At 69.3% G+C, this 18,974-nt stretch carries 25 protein-coding genes; 13 read left to right on the forward strand and 12 right to left on the reverse strand.

Annotation, left to right across the window (positions count from 1 at the left end; all coding sequences use genetic code 11):
* Nucleotides 1-94 precede the first annotated feature (94 nt).
* Both ABEA67_RS18805 and ABEA67_RS18810 read right to left on the reverse strand, forming a co-directional pair.
* Nucleotides 95-241 carry a hypothetical protein gene (locus ABEA67_RS18805; RefSeq protein WP_345468291.1) on the reverse strand — a complete coding sequence of 49 codons (147 nt, stop codon included), beginning with the start codon at nucleotides 239-241 and terminating at the stop codon, nucleotides 95-97.
* Nucleotides 242-352: 111 nt separating this feature from the next.
* A complete protein-coding gene (locus tag ABEA67_RS18810) occupies nucleotides 353-1,099 on the reverse strand; it encodes a hypothetical protein (RefSeq protein WP_345468293.1) in 747 nt (248 codons plus the stop codon).
* Nucleotides 1,100-1,191: 92 nt separating this feature from the next.
* Here ABEA67_RS18810 and ABEA67_RS18815 point away from each other — a divergent pair, with 92 nt between their 5' ends.
* From ABEA67_RS18815 to ABEA67_RS18825, 3 genes are read left to right on the forward strand one after another with little or no spacing between them, the layout of a single operon-like run.
* Nucleotides 1,192-1,572, forward strand: coding sequence for a hypothetical protein (locus ABEA67_RS18815; RefSeq protein ID WP_345468295.1), 381 nt, complete (start codon nucleotides 1,192-1,194; stop codon nucleotides 1,570-1,572).
* Nucleotides 1,573-1,631: 59 nt separating this feature from the next.
* Nucleotides 1,632-1,979 (forward strand): 4a-hydroxytetrahydrobiopterin dehydratase, encoded by a 348-nt coding sequence (locus ABEA67_RS18820; protein WP_345468297.1) that lies wholly within the window; start codon nucleotides 1,632-1,634, stop codon nucleotides 1,977-1,979.
* A complete protein-coding gene (locus ABEA67_RS18825; RefSeq protein WP_345468299.1) occupies nucleotides 1,976-2,440 on the forward strand; it encodes an acyl-CoA thioesterase in 465 nt (154 codons plus the stop codon). Before ABEA67_RS18820 ends, ABEA67_RS18825 begins: the two co-directional genes overlap by 4 nt.
* A gap of 195 nt (nucleotides 2,441-2,635) precedes the next feature.
* On the opposite strand, the gene ABEA67_RS18830 is transcribed toward ABEA67_RS18825, so the two are convergent.
* The 4 genes from ABEA67_RS18830 to ABEA67_RS18845 all read right to left on the reverse strand — a co-directional run bounded on the left by ABEA67_RS18830 (nucleotide 2,636) and on the right by ABEA67_RS18845 (nucleotide 5,890).
* Nucleotides 2,636-3,253, reverse strand: coding sequence for a LysE family translocator (locus tag ABEA67_RS18830; RefSeq protein WP_345468300.1), 618 nt, complete (start codon nucleotides 3,251-3,253; stop codon nucleotides 2,636-2,638).
* Between the two features lie 183 nt (nucleotides 3,254-3,436).
* Nucleotides 3,437-4,618: a kynureninase gene (kynU, locus tag ABEA67_RS18835; protein ID WP_345468301.1), complete on the reverse strand. Its 1,182-nt coding sequence runs from the start codon at nucleotides 4,616-4,618 to the stop codon at nucleotides 3,437-3,439.
* Entirely contained in the window at nucleotides 4,615-5,256 is a 642-nt protein-coding gene (locus ABEA67_RS18840; RefSeq protein WP_345468303.1) for a cyclase family protein, read from the reverse strand. Before ABEA67_RS18840 ends, kynU begins: the two co-directional genes overlap by 4 nt.
* A 118-nt stretch (nucleotides 5,257-5,374) precedes the next feature.
* Nucleotides 5,375-5,890, reverse strand: a complete 516-nt coding sequence (locus tag ABEA67_RS18845) for a hypothetical protein (protein WP_345468305.1) — start codon at nucleotides 5,888-5,890, stop codon at nucleotides 5,375-5,377.
* A gap of 89 nt (nucleotides 5,891-5,979) precedes the next feature.
* Here ABEA67_RS18845 and ABEA67_RS18850 point away from each other — a divergent pair, with 89 nt between their 5' ends.
* Nucleotides 5,980-7,167: a class I SAM-dependent rRNA methyltransferase gene (locus ABEA67_RS18850; protein WP_345468307.1), complete on the forward strand. Its 1,188-nt coding sequence runs from the start codon at nucleotides 5,980-5,982 to the stop codon at nucleotides 7,165-7,167.
* A 175-nt stretch (nucleotides 7,168-7,342) separates the two neighbouring features.
* Nucleotides 7,343-7,744 carry a DUF3592 domain-containing protein gene (locus tag ABEA67_RS19510; RefSeq protein WP_425557227.1) on the forward strand — a complete coding sequence of 134 codons (402 nt, stop codon included), beginning with the start codon at nucleotides 7,343-7,345 and terminating at the stop codon, nucleotides 7,742-7,744.
* Here the strand turns inward: ABEA67_RS19510 and ABEA67_RS18855 are convergent.
* On the reverse strand, nucleotides 7,683-8,375 hold the full coding sequence (locus ABEA67_RS18855; RefSeq protein ID WP_345468309.1) for a Crp/Fnr family transcriptional regulator: 693 nt from the start codon (nucleotides 8,373-8,375) through the stop codon (nucleotides 7,683-7,685). The genes ABEA67_RS19510 and ABEA67_RS18855 overlap by 62 nt on opposite strands.
* A 77-nt stretch (nucleotides 8,376-8,452) precedes the next feature.
* Here ABEA67_RS18855 and ABEA67_RS18860 point away from each other — a divergent pair, with 77 nt between their 5' ends.
* Nucleotides 8,453-9,190 carry an ABC transporter ATP-binding protein gene (locus ABEA67_RS18860; RefSeq protein ID WP_425557225.1) on the forward strand — a complete coding sequence of 246 codons (738 nt, stop codon included), beginning with the start codon at nucleotides 8,453-8,455 and terminating at the stop codon, nucleotides 9,188-9,190.
* 22 nt (nucleotides 9,191-9,212) lie between these two features.
* On the opposite strand, the gene ABEA67_RS18865 is transcribed toward ABEA67_RS18860, so the two are convergent.
* Nucleotides 9,213-9,512, reverse strand: coding sequence for a winged helix-turn-helix transcriptional regulator (locus ABEA67_RS18865; RefSeq protein WP_345468312.1), 300 nt, complete (start codon nucleotides 9,510-9,512; stop codon nucleotides 9,213-9,215).
* 336 nt (nucleotides 9,513-9,848) lie between these two features.
* Between ABEA67_RS18865 and ABEA67_RS18870 the strand changes: the two genes are divergently transcribed.
* On the forward strand, nucleotides 9,849-10,244 hold the full coding sequence (locus ABEA67_RS18870; RefSeq protein ID WP_345468314.1) for a YybH family protein: 396 nt from the start codon (nucleotides 9,849-9,851) through the stop codon (nucleotides 10,242-10,244).
* 139 nt (nucleotides 10,245-10,383) lie between these two features.
* Here ABEA67_RS18870 and ABEA67_RS18875 read toward each other — a convergent pair whose 3' ends face one another.
* On the reverse strand, nucleotides 10,384-11,496 hold the full coding sequence (locus ABEA67_RS18875) for an NADH:flavin oxidoreductase/NADH oxidase (protein ID WP_345468316.1): 1,113 nt from the start codon (nucleotides 11,494-11,496) through the stop codon (nucleotides 10,384-10,386).
* 81 nt (nucleotides 11,497-11,577) lie between these two features.
* Between ABEA67_RS18875 and ABEA67_RS18880 the strand changes: the two genes are divergently transcribed.
* From ABEA67_RS18880 to ABEA67_RS18890, 3 genes are all read left to right on the forward strand, one after another.
* On the forward strand, nucleotides 11,578-11,814 hold the full coding sequence (locus ABEA67_RS18880; RefSeq protein ID WP_345468317.1) for a hypothetical protein: 237 nt from the start codon (nucleotides 11,578-11,580) through the stop codon (nucleotides 11,812-11,814).
* An 18-nt stretch (nucleotides 11,815-11,832) separates the two neighbouring features.
* A complete protein-coding gene (locus ABEA67_RS18885; protein ID WP_345468319.1) occupies nucleotides 11,833-11,988 on the forward strand; it encodes a hypothetical protein in 156 nt (51 codons plus the stop codon).
* A gap of 65 nt (nucleotides 11,989-12,053) precedes the next feature.
* Entirely contained in the window at nucleotides 12,054-13,139 is a 1,086-nt protein-coding gene (locus ABEA67_RS18890) for an N-acetylmuramoyl-L-alanine amidase family protein (RefSeq protein ID WP_345468322.1), read from the forward strand.
* 12 nt (nucleotides 13,140-13,151) lie between these two features.
* Here ABEA67_RS18890 and ABEA67_RS18895 read toward each other — a convergent pair whose 3' ends face one another.
* Nucleotides 13,152-13,613: a hypothetical protein gene (locus tag ABEA67_RS18895; RefSeq protein ID WP_345468324.1), complete on the reverse strand. Its 462-nt coding sequence runs from the start codon at nucleotides 13,611-13,613 to the stop codon at nucleotides 13,152-13,154.
* Between the two features lie 111 nt (nucleotides 13,614-13,724).
* Here ABEA67_RS18895 and ABEA67_RS18900 point away from each other — a divergent pair, with 111 nt between their 5' ends.
* A complete protein-coding gene (locus tag ABEA67_RS18900; protein ID WP_345468326.1) occupies nucleotides 13,725-14,288 on the forward strand; it encodes a hypothetical protein in 564 nt (187 codons plus the stop codon).
* A 70-nt stretch (nucleotides 14,289-14,358) separates the two neighbouring features.
* On the opposite strand, the gene ABEA67_RS18905 is transcribed toward ABEA67_RS18900, so the two are convergent.
* Nucleotides 14,359-15,960 (reverse strand): ABC transporter ATP-binding protein, encoded by a 1,602-nt coding sequence (locus ABEA67_RS18905; RefSeq protein WP_345468328.1) that lies wholly within the window; start codon nucleotides 15,958-15,960, stop codon nucleotides 14,359-14,361.
* A gap of 75 nt (nucleotides 15,961-16,035) precedes the next feature.
* Between ABEA67_RS18905 and ABEA67_RS18910 the strand changes: the two genes are divergently transcribed.
* Nucleotides 16,036-16,824, forward strand: coding sequence for a phosphatase PAP2 family protein (locus ABEA67_RS18910; RefSeq protein WP_345468330.1), 789 nt, complete (start codon nucleotides 16,036-16,038; stop codon nucleotides 16,822-16,824).
* A 75-nt stretch (nucleotides 16,825-16,899) separates the two neighbouring features.
* Here the strand turns inward: ABEA67_RS18910 and pgi are convergent, their stop codons facing one another.
* Nucleotides 16,900-18,573: a glucose-6-phosphate isomerase gene (gene pgi, locus ABEA67_RS18915; protein WP_345468333.1), complete on the reverse strand. Its 1,674-nt coding sequence runs from the start codon at nucleotides 18,571-18,573 to the stop codon at nucleotides 16,900-16,902.
* 211 nt (nucleotides 18,574-18,784) lie between these two features.
* Here pgi and ABEA67_RS18920 point away from each other — a divergent pair.
* Nucleotides 18,785-18,974, forward strand: a 190-nt coding sequence (locus ABEA67_RS18920) for a thiolase family protein (RefSeq protein WP_486304403.1), incomplete at its 3' end; no start/stop codon positions are given.

Genomic DNA, 18,974 nt, shown 5'->3' on the forward strand with positions numbered 1-18,974 from the left:
TGCGCGAGGGCAGCCCGACGCGGGAGGTGCTGATGCGCTCCGGCACACGCCTGAGCATCGCGCCGGGTGGGGTGCTGGAGGTGGTGCTGCGGGTTTAGTTTCCTAATTCTGTCTCGCTGACTTGAAAAAGAAGCAGAAACTCGGGGTGGGCGTCGCGCAGGGCCACGTACTGTTCGAGCATCGGCGGCAGCACCCCCGACCCCGTTCCCTTCAGCACGCTCTGAGGCACTCCCACCGGCATGGGCGGAGGATAGCGCACGCCGTTCTGTTGTGGGCGGAATGAGGGTTGCAATCGGGTGGCAAACCAGGGCCGCCCCGCACAGGTGGCAGGGCGGCCGGGGGGAAGGAGAGGTCAGCGGAAGAAGGGGAGCGTCCGGGCCACCTTCAAGGCAGGCTGCGCCAGGGCCGAGCCGCTCAGCGACTGCTGTCTGATGGGGAAGGCCAAACCACCCTCCAGGTACACCCACTGCGCGGGCACCGAACCGGTCGTGAGGCTGATATTGCCGCCCTGATCCGTTGCAGAAATCGTGAACGTTACCTTGTTCCAGCCCGCGCGTAGTTGCAGGTTGATGTCACCCGTGACGCCGACTCCTTCCTCGGTGCAGTTGATCTTGCCCGACAGGCCCACGGCCTTGTCGACGTAGACGTAACTGCCCGAGGAGATGTTGATGCTGCTGTTCGACATCTGGAAGGCGGCCGGAGCAATCATGCCGCTCTTGCCCGCTTGCACGTCGAAGGAGGCCGCGTTCCCGCGTGCATCGCCCGCACCGGAGGTCTTGAGGCTCCCCGTGCAGCCGTCGGGCAGCTCCGATGAGAGATCCATCGGCGAGAGCAGCGAGGCGTCGAGCCTGGGCAGAGTCAGGCTGAACTTGCCGTCGGCAGCGAGATCAGCAGTGACGAGGTTGTCCTTGCCCTCTACCGAGGCCATGACCTTACCGGCACCACCGCTCCAGCCGGTGTACGTCACTGCACCCGAGGCCGTAGGACTCAGTTCCTTGACCTGGCCCGAGACCGCTTCAGGCTGGGGGACCGAGTTCATGTTGCAGGAGGCGAGCAGCAGGGCGGAACCGGCGAGCAGCAGAAGGCTGAGATTTTTCATACGAGACTCACGTTAACCGGACCAGACAGGCCCGGCAAGCAGATATGACCAACCGGGAAACGACGCCACATCTCTTCCCGGAGGTTCCACCTGTGAAGAAGCTTCTCCTCCTCGCCGCACTCACCCTGCCCGCCGCCGCCCTCGCCTGCCCGGTCAAACCGGGGTACGTCGCCAATGGGCTGTTCAAGGACGCCAGCCACACCACGCCGATCTGCGGCCCGCTTTACCTCGCCTTCCAGCACAGCATGGCGGGGGCCAAGTGGACCGAGATGTACGCCCTGGACCCGAACCGGGCGGGGGACCTTCAGGTGGAGCGCCTCCTGGCAGGCCTCCAGAAGAGCGGCTACCGCAGCGTGAAGGCACAGAAAACGGCGCGGAGTCAGGCCTACCAGTTCCAGCGGGGCGCACACACCATCACCGCCGTGGTGGGCCAGTCGGGGCCGGTACGGTATCTGGGGCTGGCCGGGCAGTAGCCGCTGCACCGCGTCCCACACCCCCTTTCGCGGCCCGGCCCTCCCGTAGCATGACGGGCATGTGCCCCGAACTGTATGACCCCCGCCTGGGCTATGACCCGGCCCGCAAGCTGACCGACGGCGATGTGCAGGACCTCAAGCCGGAGGGCTGGTGGGGCGACGACGGCAAGCTGTTCCGCGAGTTCCACTTCGACTCGTACCCCGCGTGTGTGGACTTCGCGGTGCGCGTGGCCGCGCTGGCCGAGGCGCGGGGCCACCACCCGGACCTGCATATCTATTTCCGCAAGGTGCGCGTCAACTACTTCACCCACGACGCGGGGGGCGTGACGGCCCTCGACCTGGAGAATGCGCGGGCCGTGAGCGCGCTCTGGGATGAGGTGAGTGGGGCCAGGGAGGCGGGCGCTTGAAGCCTGACCTGCCCGACGCCGATGCCCTGTGGGACACCCTGCCGCCCCAGCGCAGGTACGAGATGACGGTCACGGTGCAGCCCGGCGACCTCGACGACCTGAACCACGTCAACAACACCGTGTACCTCGGCTGGTGCGAGCAGGTCGCCCGCGCCCACGCGCTGAGCCTGGGCATGGGCACCGAGGCCCTGACCCAACTCGGGGCCGTCCCGGTCGCGCGGCAGCACGTCATCACGTACCACCGGCCCGCGCTGTTGGGTGACCGCCTCCGCATTCGCACCGCCCTGACGCAGAGTGCGGGCGTGCGGAGTACCCGTGCCTACACCCTCGACCGTGCGACGGAAGACGGCACAGACGGCGAACGCTTTGCCGAATGTCAGACCGAGTGGGTGTGGGTGGACCCGGCGACGGGGCGGCCCAAACGCACGCCCAAGGCGGTGCTGGAAGCGTTCGGCTTCTGATACTGCTTCCGATTGAAGGGTGTTGAACACACCCGGAAATCCGACCAGAGGGAGAAGGAACAAGGGCGGATTTCGGGAGATGGATGAACAGGCGGTGCCCTCCCGACTGTTCAGGAATTGGACGGAATCCGTATGAGCTGTGGGGTGGGTGACCGGCAGCCTGCCGAGAAGGCCCCCTCTTTTTCCACGGGCCACCTACCGCCCCAGCGCCACCCGCAGGCCCAGCAGCACCATCGCGCCGCCCGTCACCCGTTCCAGCGAGGCACGGACGCGCGGCGTGCGCAGCCGGGGGGCCAGGGTGCCGATCAGCAGCACCAGCGTGCCCAGCCACAGCACGCCCCAGGTGAAGTGAATCAGGGCCAGCGCCAGCGCGTGGGGCAGGGCACCCGCTCCCGGCGGCACGAACTGCGGCAGCACCGTCAGGTAGAAGAGGGCAACTTTGGGGTTCAGCACGTTGGTGGTGAGGCCCTGAGCGAACGCGGCCAGAAACCCCAGGGGCCGCGCCTCGCCCACCGGAGTCTGGGCCGTGTGGCGGGCGTCCAGCCAGGCCCGCACCCCCAGATACAGCAGATACGCCGCCCCCGCCAGCTTGACCCCCTCGTACAGCGCGGCGCTGCGGCTCAGAATCACGCTGAGGCCCAGGGCGCTGAGGGTTGCGTGAAACAGCAGGCCGCTGGAGACGCCCAGCACGGCCCCGAAGCCCGCCGAACGCCCACCCGCCAGCGCCGCCCGCGTGACCAGGGCCGTGTCCGCGCCCGGCGTGATCGTCAGCAGCAGCGAGAACACCACGAAGCCGAGCAGGGTGCCGTCCATGCCCCAGGGTAACGGCGGGCCGCCCAGGTGTGGCCCGCCACCTGTGGACAGGCTTCAGCCCCAGGGCGGCGCACCCCAGCCGTTGCCGCGTGTCCTGGGCAGCAACTCCACTTCACGCCGCCCTTATCACGGTTTCTCACTTCGTTCGGCCGAGAAAGGTTGCGAACCTTTCTGGGCACCGCCCTACGTGACCAGCCCCGCCGCCTCTACCGCCCGGTGTGCCCCCGTGTCCAGCAGTTCGCGCAGGACGCGCACCGTCTCCTCGACCTCGGCCTCGGTGTTGTACAACGCCACGGGGGCCAGGCGCAGGATGTCGGGCTGGCGGAAGTCGGGCGTGATACCGCGCGCCCGCAGGCCCAGGCTGAGGGCGTGTGCCTCCGGGTGGGCCAGGGCGACGTGCCCGCCACGCTGCTCAGGCTCGCGGGGGGTGACGACGCGCACCTCGGGCAGGTGGGCGTCGGCCAGGGCCATCAGGTGCGAGGTCAGCGCCAGGCTGCGCTCCCGCACCTCGTCCATGCTCACCGCGTCGAAGACGGTCAGCGCCCCCTCCAGCGCCGCGAGGGCCAGGATGGGCGGCGTGCCGAGCTGGTAGGCCCCCGCACCGGATGCGGGCCGGAAGGCGTGCGCCATCTCGAACTGGGTGCCCTTGTCGTGGCCCCACCAGCCGCGCAGGCCGGGCACGCGATCATGGTGCCGCTCGTGCAGGTAGAGGCCGCCGGGGGCACCGGGGCCGGCGTTCACGTACTTGTAGTGGCACCACACGCCGAAGTCGGCCCCCGCCGCGTGAAAGTCGTGCGGCACGCTGCCGATACCGTGCGCGGCGTCCCAGCCAATCAGCAGGCCCCGCGCGTGCGCCTCCCGCGTCAGGCCCGGCACGTCGAGCAGTTGCCCGCTGCGGTACAGCACGGTCGGCAGCAGGGCCAGCGCCACGTCGTCCCCGAAAGCGGCCAGGATGTCCTCCTCGTGCAGGGTGTGGCCGTCGCGGCTGGGAATCAGGCGCAGTTCGGCGTCATACCGCTCGGCCCAACTTTGCAGGGCGTACACATCAGACGGAAAGTCGAGCGAGGTGGCGACGAGGTGCCGCCTTGCACCCTCCGGCCGGTAGAGCGTGGCGAGGAGGGCGTGCAGGTTGGCCGTGATGCTTCCGGTGGCGATAACTTCCGCTGGACGTGCCCCCACCAGCCGCGCGACCTGCGGCGAGAGCGACTCCACCAGCCCGAACCAGGCGTCCCAGCCGCTCACCGCGTCGCGCTGCCATTCGTCTAGGCGGCGTAACACAGCCTCGCGGGCGGCGTGCGGCATCACGCCCAGGCTGTTGCCGTCGAGATAGATGCCGGGCGGCATGGCGAAGAGGTCGCGTCTCATTCTGCACCTCCAGGGAGAGTGCCAGCGGGCAGCAAAACCGCGCGGGCGGGCGCACCGTCCACCCCCACCAGCGGCAGCGGGAGGCAAATCAGGTCGTATTCGCCGTCAGGTGCGGCGCTGAGGTTGAGGCCCTCCAGAATCAGGGTGCCTGTTTCCAGGCAGGCATGGTGCGCGTCCAGCGTCTTGCTCGTCAGTGGGTCCACGCTGGGGCTGTCGGTGCCGAGGAGCCGCACGCCGCGCCGCGCCGCCTCCCGCACAAAGGCGGGGTCCAGGGCCGCGAAATCCTCCGGGAAGGCCTCCCAGTGGGCAGGCTGGCCGGTGTGCAGCAGCAGCCGGGGCGGGAGGGTGTCCGGCAGGTTGTCCAGCGCCACAACCGGAACGAGGCCCCCCTCCGGCCGCACCGTCACCACCCGGCAGCGGCCCAGGTAGGCGTCCAGGCCGACCTCCTCCAGCCGCGCCCCGGTGGCCGAGTAGTGCCAGGGGGCGTCCACGTGGGTGCCCGTGTGGGTGCTGGTGCAGAGTTCGCCGGTGTTCACGCTGTCGCCCTGCGCGATGCGTGCGCCCGGCGTCACCCGGAAGGGCGCGTCCCCCGGCCAGTTGGGGTGGCCGGGCGTGAGCTGGCGGGAAATGTCGATCATGGAAGAGAGGATAAGGGCTGTGAGCCATGAGCTATGAAAAAGACGGCAGATGCCAGAAGCCAAAGCTGCCTGGTGCCCGTTCATAGCTCAAAGCTCACCGCTCATAGCTCACTGCGCCTCACGTCCCCGGCGTGCTGCCCGGAAATACCGCCACCCGGCCTACCATGTACGCGCAGCCGTACAGGAACAGCGTGGCGACCGGCAGGAAGCGCAGGCCCGTGCGGTGCGGAATCATGCGTCCCTTGACCAGCACCTCGATCACGTACAGGCTCAGCAGCGCAAAGGCCGTGTACATCAGGTGTTCCCAGTCGCGGCTGGGGTCTACGGGGAGGCAGTACCTGCTGAAGTCTCCCACCGCCGGGCAGTGTTCGCGCAGATAGGCCGCACTCGCTCTGGTCGCGCTGGGGACCTTTTCGCCGCCCACGGCCAGAATCACCCCGGTCACGACCGGCAGCAGCGTCAAGGCCCAGACAATCCTCAGCCACACCAGGAAGCCCAGGCGCACCTGCGCCTTGATGGCGGGGCCGAAACTCCACAGGAACAGAATCAGCGTGACGAGCGCGTAGGGCGTGGGAAACAGCAGCGCGAGGGCGTTGTTGAACTGATACCCGTGGATGAGCCGCAGGAACTCCATGCGCGTCAGCGTAACGCGGCGGGCGCGGGACGTGGGGCCGGGTGAGAGCCGCCTCTCTCCTCCCCGCGCCGCGCTGCTACCCTGCACGGATGACCAGGGCAGGCAAACTCAGCAGCGTGACGCTCAAGCCGGGGGCAGTGCGGCGCATCGCGGGCCGCTACCCGTTCGGGCACGCCGGGGACATCGCGGAAGCGGACGCGGGCATCACGCCCGGCGAGGTGGTGGAGGTGCGCTCGCCCGATGGGGGCATGGTCGGGCGCGGGTACTTCAACCCGCAGGGGGCCACCCCGCTGCGAATGCTGACCTGGGGGCGCGACGACATTGACCTGAAGTTCTACCGCTCGCGGGTGCGGGCGGCGCTGGCGCGGCGGGCGGGACGCATCACCGGAACGGACGCGATGCGCGTGCTGCACGCCGAGGCCGACGGGATGCCCGGTGTGATCGCCGACCAGTTCGGGGACGTGCTGAGCGTGCAGTTCAGGAATGCGGGCGTGGAGCGCCACCGCGACCTGATCGTGCGTGCCCTGCGCGAGGAAACGGGCGCGGCCTCCGCCTTCGAGCGCAGCGACACGGGCGAGCGCCGCCGCGAGGGGCTGGAGTTGCGGACGGGCGTGCTGTGGGGCGAGGTGCCCGAGCGCGTCACCTTCCATGAGGACGACCTCTCGCTGCACTTTGCGCCGATGGACGCGCAGAAGACCGGCTTCTTTCTGGACCAGCGCGACAACCGCCGCCTGATGCGCTCGCTGGTGCAGCCTGGCGAGGCCTTTCTGGACGTGTACTCCTACACCGGGGGCTTCAGCCTACACGCGGCGCGGGCGGGGGCGAAACCCGTGGCGATCGACAAGGACGAGAAGGCGCTGGGCGTACTGGAGCGCGAGGCGCGCGAGAACGGGCTGAGTGTGGGCGTGCGCTGGGGCGACGCGCTCGACCTGCTGACCGCCCTGGAGCGCGAGAAGCGCCAGTTCGGCGCAGTGGTCCTCGACCCGCCCACCCTCGCCAAGCGCAAGGACGACGTGCCACGCGCCAAGCGCATCTTCACGGAAGGGGCCGAGCGCGCCCTGCGAATGCTACGGGACGGCGGGCACCTCCTGATCAGCACCTGCGCCCACTACATCCGGCCAGACGACCTGCTCGACGCCGCGCGGGTAGCTGCGGGCGAGGCGAAGTGCGGCGCGGAGGTCGTGGCCGTCACCTACCAGCCCGCCGACCACCCCCACCTGCTGAGCGTGCCCGAAAGCCTGTACCTCAAGAGCATCCTGCTGCGCAAGGAGGCGTGAAGGGCTGCCCGCACGTCTGCTGACGAACCCCGGTCAGGGGCTGCTGGCGGCGCTGGCGCTGCTGCTGGCCTCGCTGGGGCTGGCCTGCTGGGGCAGTCTGTCGCTGCTGCTGTGGTCCCTCTCCGTTCCCGCCGGGCTGAAGACCCTGGGCTGGACGCCCGTTTCCGGCCAGGTCCTGCAAGCGTTCACGCCGGGCTGCGGCGGCCGGAAACCTCCGCTGGACCTGGAATACCGCTACCTCTGGCAGGGCCAGGCGTACGCCGGCACCCGGCTGGCCGCCGCTGCCGACTTCCACATCTGGGTGCCCGACTGCGGCGTGGGGTTGGTGCGGAGCCTGTCCCCAGCTTTTCCCGGTTCAGAAACGCGGCCAGTCACGGTGTACGTGAATCCCCGCGCACCCCGCGAGGCGGTGCTGGTTCAGGGGGTTCCGTCAGCGGCACGGCCCATGCACACGCTGCTCTGGGCTGCGCTGCTGGGCAGTCTGGCGGCCTGGCTGCTGCGCCGCGGCTCTCCCCTCACTCCCCCTCGTCCACCTCGACCGAGAAGGCTTCCAGCGCCGCCAGGTCGAGGAGGGTGACGGCCTGGGGCGTGACCTTCACGATGCCCTGTGCCTCCAGCCGTTTCAGCACGCGGGAGACGGTTTCGCGGCTGCTGCTGGTGCGGGCCATGATGTCGGTGGTGGTGAGGGACAGCACCTCCGGCCCCGGCACGCCCGCCGCCACACGCTGACGGTACAGGTTGGCGAAGACGTGGGCCAGGGCCGCCCCGGTGTTCAGGCCGAAGGCGATCAGCTCGTCGTTCAGGAAGGTGACGCGCCGGGCCAGCATCTCCGCCAGGTTCCACAGCACCCGCGGGTGCCGCCGCAAAATCACCTCGAAGTGGGCGCGGTGCAGCATCAGGGTCCGGACCGGCGTCAGCGCGCGGACCGTCGCGCTGCGTTCCAGGTGGGCAAGAACGGCGGTTTCACCGACCACCCCCGGCGCGTAGATGTCGCCCAGCACGCGCTCGCGGCTGCCCAGGCTGATGCGGCTGACCCGCACCACGCCAGTGACGATCAGGTGCAGCGCCTCGCCCTCCGCGTCCTGTTCGACCAGCAGGTCCTGGGGCTGGTAGTGGCGCTCGACCACCACACCCAGCGCCTCACGCACGGCGTCCTCGGGGACATTCTGGAAAAGGGGGGAGCGTTTCAGGTCATCCAGGCGGCCCATCCGGCGCATCCTAGCGCCCGGCCGGTCAGTTGCCCAGGTCCCCATGTCCCGCTGCCCTTCTCCCCCACTGCGCTACAGTGCCCCGCGTGACGACCCCCGGCCCCTTCCCGGCCCCCACACCCGCGAGTCCGGCCCCGACGGCGGCGGCACTGGCGGCCCACGACCTGCGGCACGGCTTCGGGAACATGACGGTGCTGCACGGCGTGAGCCTCGTGGTCCAGGCGGGCGAGGTGGTCGCCGTGACCGGCCCCAGTGGCAGCGGCAAAAGCACACTGCTGCACCTGCTGGGCGGGCTGGACACGCCCCAGGCGGGCGAGGTGTGGTGGGCCGGGGAGCGGGTGGACACCCTGGGCACCCAGGCGCGGGCGCAGCGGCGGGCGGGGCAGGTCGGGCTGGTGTTTCAGCACCACTACCTGCTCGAAGACCTGAGCGTGCGGCAGAACGTGCTGGTGCCCGCCCTGCTGACCGGGCAGGACGGCAGCGCCCGCGCCCGTGAGCTGCTGGCCCGCGTGGGCCTCACCGGGCGGGAGGACGACCTGCCCGGTGTGCTCAGCGGCGGAGAGCGGCAGCGGGTGGCCGTGGCCCGCGCCCTGGCGACCCGGCCCGCCGTCGTGCTGGCCGACGAACCCACCGGCAGCCTCGACCGCGCAAACGCGGACGTGGTCGCCGGGCTGCTCCTCGACCTCGCCCGCGAGGAGGGGGCAGGCGTGCTGCTCGTCACCCACGACGAGCGCCTCGCGGCCCGCGCCGACCGGGCGCTGCACCTGCTGGACGGGCAGATTCTGGAGGCGGAGGTCAGCGGCACGCAGCGTTGACGCTGGCCGGCCGCGGGGCCGCTCAGCGGCGCGTGCCGAGGGCCTCCGTGTCCTTGCCCCAGGCTTCCAGCTCGTCCAGAATCCGGCCGAGGCGCAGGCCGTGGGCGGTCAGGGTGTACTCGACGCGGACCGGCACGGCGGCGTGGACCGTGCGTTCCACCGCGCCCAGCCCTTCCAGCGTCCGGAGCCGCTCGGTCAGCACCTTGGGCGTGATTCTGGGCAACAGGGCGGCGAGCTGGGCGTGCCGCTTCGTCCCGTCCCGCAGGTGCCACACGAGCAGCGCCGTCCAGCGGTGCCCGATGACGCCGAGCGCCTGCTCCACCGGGCATTCGCGGGGGCGGCGTGGGGTGGGCCGGTCGTGCTCGTGGGGCAGGGTCAGGGGAGCTTCCCGCTGTGAGGTTTCCAGAAAGATACTTCCTCTCCTTTTGCCGCCTTCTTCACGGGGCGGCGGCGCGCGCGTAGGGTCAGGGTCGAGGCCAGTAGGGACCCCATGTTCCCCCACCCCTTCACACGGATTCCAGCCCCAGCCGTGAGCCTGCGGGTAAGCGCCGAAAGCCCATTCCCTGCTGGAATCCGCACTTCTTCCTTACTCCTTCCCGCCGGTTTCCCAGGGACGGCATCCCTGCTCGACCGGAACGCCTATCAGGAGGCCAGCGCCATGAACGACACACCGTACACCGTCACCGCTCCGGGCGACATGAATGCCACCTTCGCGCGGGCCTTCAATGCCGGTGACATCGAGCAGCTCCTCGCGCTCTACGAACCCGGAGGACAGCTCGTGCAGCAGGGCGGCCGGGTCGCCGTCGGCCCGGAGGCCATGCGAACGGGGTTGCAAGCCCTCCTGCACCTCGGCGGCACGATGACCTCGGAGAACATCTACACGTTCCAGGCCGGTGACATCGCGCTCCTGCGGGCGCACTGGCGTCTGACGACCACTGGCGAGGACGGCCAGCCCCTCGTGCTGGAGGGCCAGACGGCGGAGGTCGTGAGGTGTCAGCGGGACGGACGCTGGCTGTACGTGGTGGACCATCCCTTCGGGGCCGGGCCGCTGTAGCCCCTCATACGGCTTCCGCCCCACCCATTCTCGAAGCGGGAAAGCGTCGTTTCGACAACGCCTTCCCCGAAAACCGTTTTTTTCCTCCTCACTCCCCTCGGGTTGGACAGTTTGTGTCACTGTTCAACCGGAATTCGTCTCACCACCCCGCCCGCGCGTACACGTCGGGCAGCGGGAGCTGCACGCCGAACTCGTGCGCGGCGCGCTGGACCCAGTGGGGGTCGCGCAGGAAGGGGCGGCCCAGGGCGATCAGGTCGGCGGCCCCTTCGCGCAGCACCTGCTCGGCCTGGGCCGGGGTCTCGATCAGGCCGACGGTCATCACGTGCAGGTCGGGCACCTCCTGCTTGATGCGGGCCGCGAAGGGCACCTGGTAGAGCGGCTCCACGTCGATGTGCTGGAGGGGCGTCAGGCCGCCGCTGCTCACGTCCAGCACGTCCACCGCCTCGTAACGCAGCAGGCTCGCGAGCTGGGCGGTCTGGTCGAGGTCCCAGCCCCCTTGCGCCCAGTCGGTCGCGCTCACGCGCACGAAGAGGGGGAGGTGCATGGGCCAGGCGGCGCGAACCGCGCGCACGACCTCCAGCAGGAAGCGCACCCGGTTCTCGAAGGACCCGCCGTACTCGTCGGTGCGGGTATTGGCGAGCGGCGAGAGGAACTGGTGCAGCAGGTAGCCGTGCGCGGCGTGAATCTCGGCGGCGTCGAAACCGGCCATCAGCGCCCGGCGGGCCGCCGCCGCGAAATCGGCGGTCACGCGCCGGATGTCCTCCAGGGTCATGGCGCTGGGCGTGGGGAAAGAGGCGTTGTAGGCGGTGTCGGAGGGACCGAGCACCTGCCACCCCCCCGCCTCGACCGGCACCGCGCCCCGGCCCTTCCAGGGGGAATACGTGCTGGCCTTGCGCCCCGCGTGCGCGAGCTGCACGCCTATGCGCCCGCCGTAGCGGTGAACGAAGTCGGTGATGTGCCCGAGCGGCACGAGCTGATCGTCGTTCCACAGGCCCAGGTCATCGGGGCTGATGCGGCCCTCGGGGGAAACGGCGGTCGCCTCGGTGAAGATCAGGCCCGCGCCGCCCAGCGCGAACTGGCCCAGGTGGGTGAGGTGAAAATCATTTGCCAGACCGTTTTGCGCGCTGTACATGCACATGGGCGACACGACCACGCGGTTGGGAAGGGTCAGGCTTTGCAGTTTCAGCGGCGTGAACAGCAGCGGCGTAGGTGTGGCATCGGTGGAGGGCGTGGAGGCAGCGGGCTGGGTCATGCCTCCGAATGTAGCCACGCCTGCGGTGCCTGTGCCAGATGGCGGATGCTTCATGCAGTGGCAGGGGTCGAGACTGTCGTCATGCACTTCACTTCCCGTCTGGACGGCATCGCGCCCGCACAGCTCGGCGGCTTTTTCGAGGGCTGGCCGAATCCCCCTGCCCCCGCAACACTGCACCGCCTCCTTTCCCGGTCCTACCGCATCTCGCTGGCCGTGGAGGAGGATGGGCAGGTGGTCGGCTTTGCCCAGGCCATCAGCGACGGCGTGCTGTCCGCCTTTATCCCCCTGCTGGAAGTCCACGCCTCCCGCCGGGGCTAGGGCCTCGGCACGGCGCTGATGCGGCACCTGCTCGCGCAACTGGACCACCTGTACGCCGTGGACCTGAGCTGCGAGAGCAACCTGGTGCCGTTTTACGAGCGGCCGGGGTTTCAGCCGGGAAGCGGGATGTTCCGGCGCAACTTCGCGCGGCAAGGCGGCCTGCCCGCCGCATAACCCTTCCCGCCTGTGGCCGCCTTCCTCATCTGCCGGGATGGTGTGCGGCTCTACACTCGGGGGCAGTGAAGCGTCTTCTTCTTCTCCTGCTGCTCGCGGCGTCGGGCGCGATGGCCGCCCCCCGCGTGGGCACGCACGACGGCTACACGCGGGTCGTGTTCGACCTGCCCCGCCAGACCACGCCCAGCACGAAGGTGAGCGGCCAGGGCGTCACCGTGAAACTGGGCGTCACGCTGCGCGCCGAACAGGGACGGCTGAATGCGCCGGGCGTCACCGCCTACGCCGTGGTGGGCGGCACCGTGACCGTCACGCTGGCACTCGGCCACGCCAGCGCCAAGGTGAATGTCATCCCGCCCAGGGACGGCCAGCCCGCCCGGCTGGTCATCGACGTGCCCACGGGCACCGCTGCCGCGCGGGTGCCGGCTACGCCCACCGCCGTCTCGCGCCCCGCCAGCACCGCCGGCCCGGTTCGCCCCAGGGTCGTGCTGGACCCCGGCCACGGCGGCGTGGACCCCGGCATGCAGAGCCGCTGGGTGCAGGAACACGCGGTCACGCTCGACGTGGCCCTGCGTGTGCGCGACGTGCTCCGCCAGCACGGCGTGGACGTGGTGATGACGCGCGAGAGCAACACCGACCTGAGCGCCGACAAGGCCACCGACCTCGACCTGCGCTCGAAGATGGCGAACAACCGCAACACCAGCGCTTACGTCAGCATCCACGTGAACGCCTCGACCAGCCCCGCCGGGCAGGGCATCGAGACGTATTACTTCGGGAGGCCGCTGGCCGGGGCCAACAGCGTCGCCCTGCGGGAAAACGGCGGCGGCAGCGTCGGCCAGGAACTCACCCGCCGCGCGGCGAACAGCGCCCAGAACCTGCTGGGGGACCTGCTCGCGCAGGCCAAGCTCGCCTTCTCGCGCCAGCTCGCGCAGAAGGTCCAGGCCCACCTGATCGGCGCGACCGGGGCCGTGAACCGGGGCGTGCAGACCGACGCCTTTTACGTGATCCGCTCCCCGACCACCGCCGCCATCCTGATCGAAATCGGCTTCGGCAGCAGCCCGGTCGAGGGGCCACGCCTGGCCCAGCCCGCCTACCGCGACCGGCTGGCGCAGGCGATTGCGCGGGCCATCCTGGACTTCCTGAACATGAAGTAGGCCTGGCTCCCGTCAGGGCAGGGTGACGGTCAGGGCGGACGTGACCACGTTCAACACCTTGACCTCGCCCACGGGACGGCCCTGGGAGGTCAGGCGGACTTTCGGCCTGGCCCAGGCCTGCAAGGTGTGCGTTCCCGCGGGCAGGTCCACCACCATCGCGGAGGAAACGCGCTCGCCCACCCGCCACAGCCGGGGAGGCAGGGCCAGCGCCACGCAAGGCTGGCCGACGCTGGAACCGGCAACGCCGCTCGACACGGGCAGCACCGTGAACCCGACCGAAAAGGGCCGGGGGCAGTCATCTTCGAGCAGCAGGTCGTGGGGACCGGCATTCAGCACCGTGACCGTCAGCAGGCGGCCCCGCAGGGACGCTTCCGCCGCCAGCCGGGTGGTGACGGCGGTGGTGGTCGGCGCGCAGGCCGCCAGCAGGCCCGGCCCCAGGACAGCCGCGAGCAGAACGCCAGCACTTCGCCTCATCCCTCCAGCATGACAGGCGGCCCCGCCCTCCGACACTGGATTTGGATTCTCCTCACGTTCCCTCAAGGCCCCATCACCCTGGGGTCAGGTTCATGGCCGAAAGTGAGCGGTATGAAAAAGATGTTGCTGGGAGCGGTGGGGCTGAGTGCGGTGCTGGCGAGTTGCGGAACGGGCGTGGCTCCGGACGGCAGTGGGAACGGCAACGTGACCCAGGTCCGCACGGAATACCGGACCCAGAGTGGGCAGTTCGTGGCCTGTGACAACGTCAACAACGTGGTCGCCACGACCCAGGTGTCGGTGTACTTCAACGTGTCGGGCAATGTGCAGACGGTGGACGTGGGCCTGCGGGGCAACACCACCAGCCAGTACGACGCCAACTACAACGCCCGGGCCACCGGGCAGCAACTGGCCGGCGTCGGCACGGGCAGCTACCGCCTGACCTTCAACGCCAACCCGCTCAATGGCTTCCTGCCGCAGTCCATCATCGTCACGCCCACCCAGGGCAAGGTCAAGATCGTCACGCCCACCAGCCAGCGGGCGGGAGCCTTCCACGCGGAACTGGCCGTCAACACCGGGACCGCGACCTACAACCTCAGCAGCCGCCTGTTGGCAGCGGGCAACGTGGACGTTTACCCGAGCTGCACTGTCATCAGCACGACCAACGAGGACGTGTAACCCTTCTCTCTCAATCTCTAGAAAGGAGGCCGCCCCCAATCAGGAGGCGGCCCTTCTTCTTGCCCTGCGCTCAGCGTGAGCCGTACTCCTGGCTCTCGCTGACCGCGCCGCTGCGGCCGCTGGTGCCCCCGCTGCCGGTCATCAGCAGGCCGAGCTGGGTTTCGCTGGCGGTGGCCGCGTCCACCTCGCCCACGACCTGGCCCTCGTACATCACCAGGATGCGGTCGGAGAGGTTCATTACCTCGCCCAGGTCGGCGCTGACGAGCAGTACGGCGAGGCCCTGGTCCCGCGCCTCGACGATGCGGGCGTGGATGAACTCGATGGCCCCGATGTCCACGCCACGGGTGGGCTGGCTGGCGACCAGGATTTTCGGCCCCTTGCGCATCTCGCGGGCCACGATCAGCTTCTGCGCGTTGCCGCCGCTGTAGCGGCCCGCCTGGAGGCTGGCACTGCGGGGCCGCACGTCGTACTTCTCGCTGAGGACGCGGGCGTTTTCCTCGATCACGTCCAGCTTCAGGAAGCCCAGCCGCCCGGCGAAGGGCGCGCGGTCGTGCTCGCCCAGGATGTAGTTCTCGGCGGTGGTCATGTCCAGCACCAGCCCGCGCTCGTTGCGGTCCTCCGGGATGTGCGAGAGGCCGCTGGCCTCCACCTCGCGCACACCGCGGGCGGGGTGGCCCAGGTAGGTGATCTCGCCGCCCGACACGGCCTGCAGGCCGGTAATGGCCTCCACCAGCTCGCTCTGGCCGTTGCCCTCCACCCCCGCGATGCCGACAATCTCGCCCGCCCGCACCTGGAAGGAGACGTTGCTCACGGCGTTGCCGTGTTCGCCCTTCACGGTCACGTTGCGGACATCCAGGGCCACCTCACCGGGGCGGGCGGGGGCCTTTTGCACCTTCAGGGACACGTCGCGGCCCACCATCATGCGGGCGAGCGTCTCGGTGGTGGCCCCCTCGGCAGGGATGGTCCCGATCATCTTGCCGTCGCGGATCACGCTGATGGTGTCGCTGATGTGCAGCACCTCGTGCAGCTTGTGGCTGATGAAGATCACGGCGTTGCCGCTGGCCGCGTACTGGTTTTTCAGGAAGTCGAACAGTTCGTCCGTCTCGCTGGGGGTCAGCACAGCGGTCGGCTCGTCCAGAATCAGGATGCGCGCGCCGCGGTAGAGCGTCTTGAGAATCTCCACCTTCTGCTGGAGGCCCACGGGCAGGTCGCCCACCAGCGCGTCGGGGTTGAGGTCGAAGCCGAACTGCCTGATCAGTTCCGCCACGCGGCGGCGCGCCCCGGCGTAGTCGATGGAGGTGCCCGCCCTGGGTTCCGCCCCCAGAATCACGTTCTCGGTGACGCTGAGGGTGTCCACCAGCATGAAGTGCTGGAACACCATGCCGATGCCGCGTGCGATGGCCTGCGACGGGTCGCTGAGGTTCACGACCTCGCCGTCCACGACGATCTCGCCGCTCGTCGGGGGCTGCGCGCCGTAGACGATCTTCATCAGGGTACTTTTGCCCGCGCCGTTCTCGCCGCACAGCGCATGGACGCTGCCCCAGCGCACCTGCATCGAGATGTTGTCGTTGGCGAGCACCAGCGGAAAGCGCTTGGTGATGTTCCGCAATTCCAGCGCGTAGTCGGAGTTGTGCCGCACCGTTTGCAGCACGTTGTCGGTCGGGACGGTCATGCTGCCCAGTCTAGCGCCGCCGCAACCGCTGCCCCTCTTTCCCCACAAACGAGATATGCGTCACGATAGAGGGACATGGAAACTTTCTGGCTGGCGGTCACGCAACTTGGGCGTGATGAGGTCTTTATCGTGGTGCTCGCGCTGTACACCTGGCTGGTGAGGCCGCGAGGGGGCCAGAATCTGGGTGTGGCGTTCGCCCTCTCGTACCTGGTCAACAGCGCGCTGAAGTACGGCTTCAGTCTCCCCCGCCCCTTCACCGAAAACCCGGAGGTCGCCAGCGCGGCAGCCCGTGCCACAGCAGGCGGTCCCGGCCTGCCCAGCGGGCACGCGCAGATGGCTGCGACCCTGTGGGGCGGAATGGCCGCACAGGTCGGGCGGGCCGGGATGTGGGGGGTCGCGCTGGTGCTGATTGCCCTGATTGCCGTCTCGCGGCTGGCGCTGCACGTCCACTATCCCAGCGACGTGATGGTGGGGCTGCTGCTAGGGGCCGCCTTTGCCTGGATGGCAGTTCAGGGGCACTTTTCGCAGGAGGGGGCGCTGCGGTGGGTAGTGCCGCTGATCCTGCTGGCCGTGGCCGCCTTCCTCCCAGCGGGCACGCCGCGCGAGTACGGTACTGGGCTGGGCCTGCTGGCGGGCTTCTGGTTCTCGCGGCCCGACTTCGCGCCCCCACGGGACGTCGCGGGGCGGATCATCGTGGGGCTGCTGGGGCTGCTGATTGTGTTTGCCGTGTACTTCGGGCTGGGGGCGTTGCCGCAGGCGGTCAAGGACATCGGGCTGGTGCGGGCGCTGCGGTATGCCGTACTGGTGGTGGTGGCGGTGGAGGGCGTACCGCTGCTGCTGCGGCGCTGGATGCATCGGGGGTGAGCAAAACAGGACAGGGGAAAGCGGATGCGTTCGCTTTCCCCTGCTGGCCGCTGACGGCTGGTCGCTGGCCGCCCCCTACCCCCGCCGCGCCCGGTAGCGCCGGATCAGCGTATTCGTGCTGGAGTCGTGCTTCAGGTCCGGCTCGCTCCCCGACTCCAGCTCGGGCACAATCTTGCCGGCCAGCACCTTGCCGAGTTCCACGCCCCACTGGTCGAAGGAATTGATGTTCCAGATGGCCCCCTGCACGAAGACCTTGTGCTCGTAGAGGGCAATCAGAGCGCCCAGCGTGCGCGGCGTGAGGCGGTCGGCCAGCAGCGTGTTCGTCGGGCGGTTGCCCTCGAAGACGCGGTGGGGGGCGAGTTCCGCACCCACGCCCTCCGCCCGCACCTGCTCCAGCGACTTGCCGAAGGCCAGGGCCTCGGTCTGCGCGAACACGTTCGCCATCAGCAGGTCATGGTGGGACGGGCCGCCGGGCGTGGGCAGGGGGTTGAGGGTCTGGCAGAAGCCCAGGAAATCGCAGGGAATCAGGGTGGTGCCCTGGTGGATCAGCTGGTAGAAGGCGTGCTGCCCGTTGGTCCCCGGCTGGCCCCACACGACCGGGCCGGTGTCGTAGTCCACCGTCTGCCCCTCCAGCGTGACGTGCTTACCGTTGCTCTCCATGTCGAGCTGCTGGAGATAGGCGGGGAAATAGGCGAGGTACTGGTCATAGGGCAGGACGGCGTGGGTCTGCGCGCCGAAGAAGTCGCGGTACCACACACCCAGCACGCCCAGCAGCACCGGGAGATTCTGTTCCAGCAGCGCAGTACGGAAGTGCTCGTCCATCTCGTGAAAGCCCGCCAGCATCTCGCGGAAGCCGTCCGGGCCGATGGCAGTCATCAGCGAGAGGCCGATGGCGCTGTCCATGGAGTACCGGCCCCCCACCCAGTCCCAGAACCCGAACATGTTGGCGGTGTCGATGCCGAACTTCTCGACCTCGGCGGCGTTGGTGCTGACGGCGACGAAGTGGCGGGCGATGGCGGCGTTCTCGTCGGGCACGTCGCCCAGCCCGGCCAGCAGCCAGGCCCGCGCACTCCTCGCGTTCGCCATCGTCTCCTGGGTGGTGAAGGTCTTGCTGGAGACGATAAACAGCGTCTCCGCGGGGTCAAGGTCGCGGGTCTTTTCCACCAGGTCGGTGCCGTCCACGTTGGACACGAAGCGCAGGGTGAGGCGGCGGTCGCTGTAATACTTCAGCGCCTCGTAGGCCATCACGGGGCCGAGGTCCGACCCGCCGATGCCGATGTTCACGATGTTGCGGATGGGTTTCCCGGTCGCGCCCAGCCACGTCCCGCCGCGCACGCGGTCAGCAAAGGCGCTCATGCGGTCCAGCACCTCCTGCACGTCGGGGACCACGTTCTGGCCGTCCACGGTGACGGTCGCGCCACGTGGGGCGCGCAGCGCCGTGTGCAGCACCGCCCGGTTCTCGGTCACGTTGATGCGCTCGCCCGCGAACATGGCGTCGCGCCGCGCCTCCACCCCCGTCTCACGCACGAGTTGCAGCAGCAGGCGCAGCGTCTCGTCGGTCACGCGGTTCTTGGAGTAGTCGAGGTACAGCCCCGCGCCCTCGGCGGTCAGGCGCTCGCCGCGCTCCGGTTCGGCGGCGAAGAGGTCACGGAGTTGAGCCTCCCGCACCGTCCCGAAGTGCGCCTGGAGGGCCTGCCAGGCGGGAAGCTGGGTCAGGGAGGGCCGTGACGGGGCAGGGGACTCGCTCATGGGCCGAGCATACCAGCGGCCCGGAAGCGGCCCGGGAGCGGCGGACCAGGCATGAAGGGACGCCAAAGGGCCGCTTGCACCTCGCAACTGTCAGGCGGTCCCCTGGCGTTCGCCAGGCCCAGGGTATGGAAAGCTGGTGGCCCTGCGCGCTTGAATAACGGCCGGAACCTCTCCCCTTTTTCTCCCCTCTCGTGAAAGGAAACTGCCTGTCATGCCTACCCCCTCCCAGCCCCTACAAGACCAGGATGTCGTCATCGTATCCGCCGTGCGTACGCCGGTGGGGGCGATACGTGGTTCGCTGTCCAGCATCCGCCCCGACGACCTGGCTGCCCTGGTCCTCCGCGAGGCGGTGAGCCGGTCGGGGGTTTCCCCCGACCAGATTGAAGAAGTCATCCTGGGCT

Source organism: Deinococcus carri, from assembly GCF_039545055.1.
In the GTDB taxonomy this organism is placed as follows: Bacteria; Deinococcota; Deinococci; order Deinococcales; family Deinococcaceae; genus Deinococcus; species Deinococcus carri.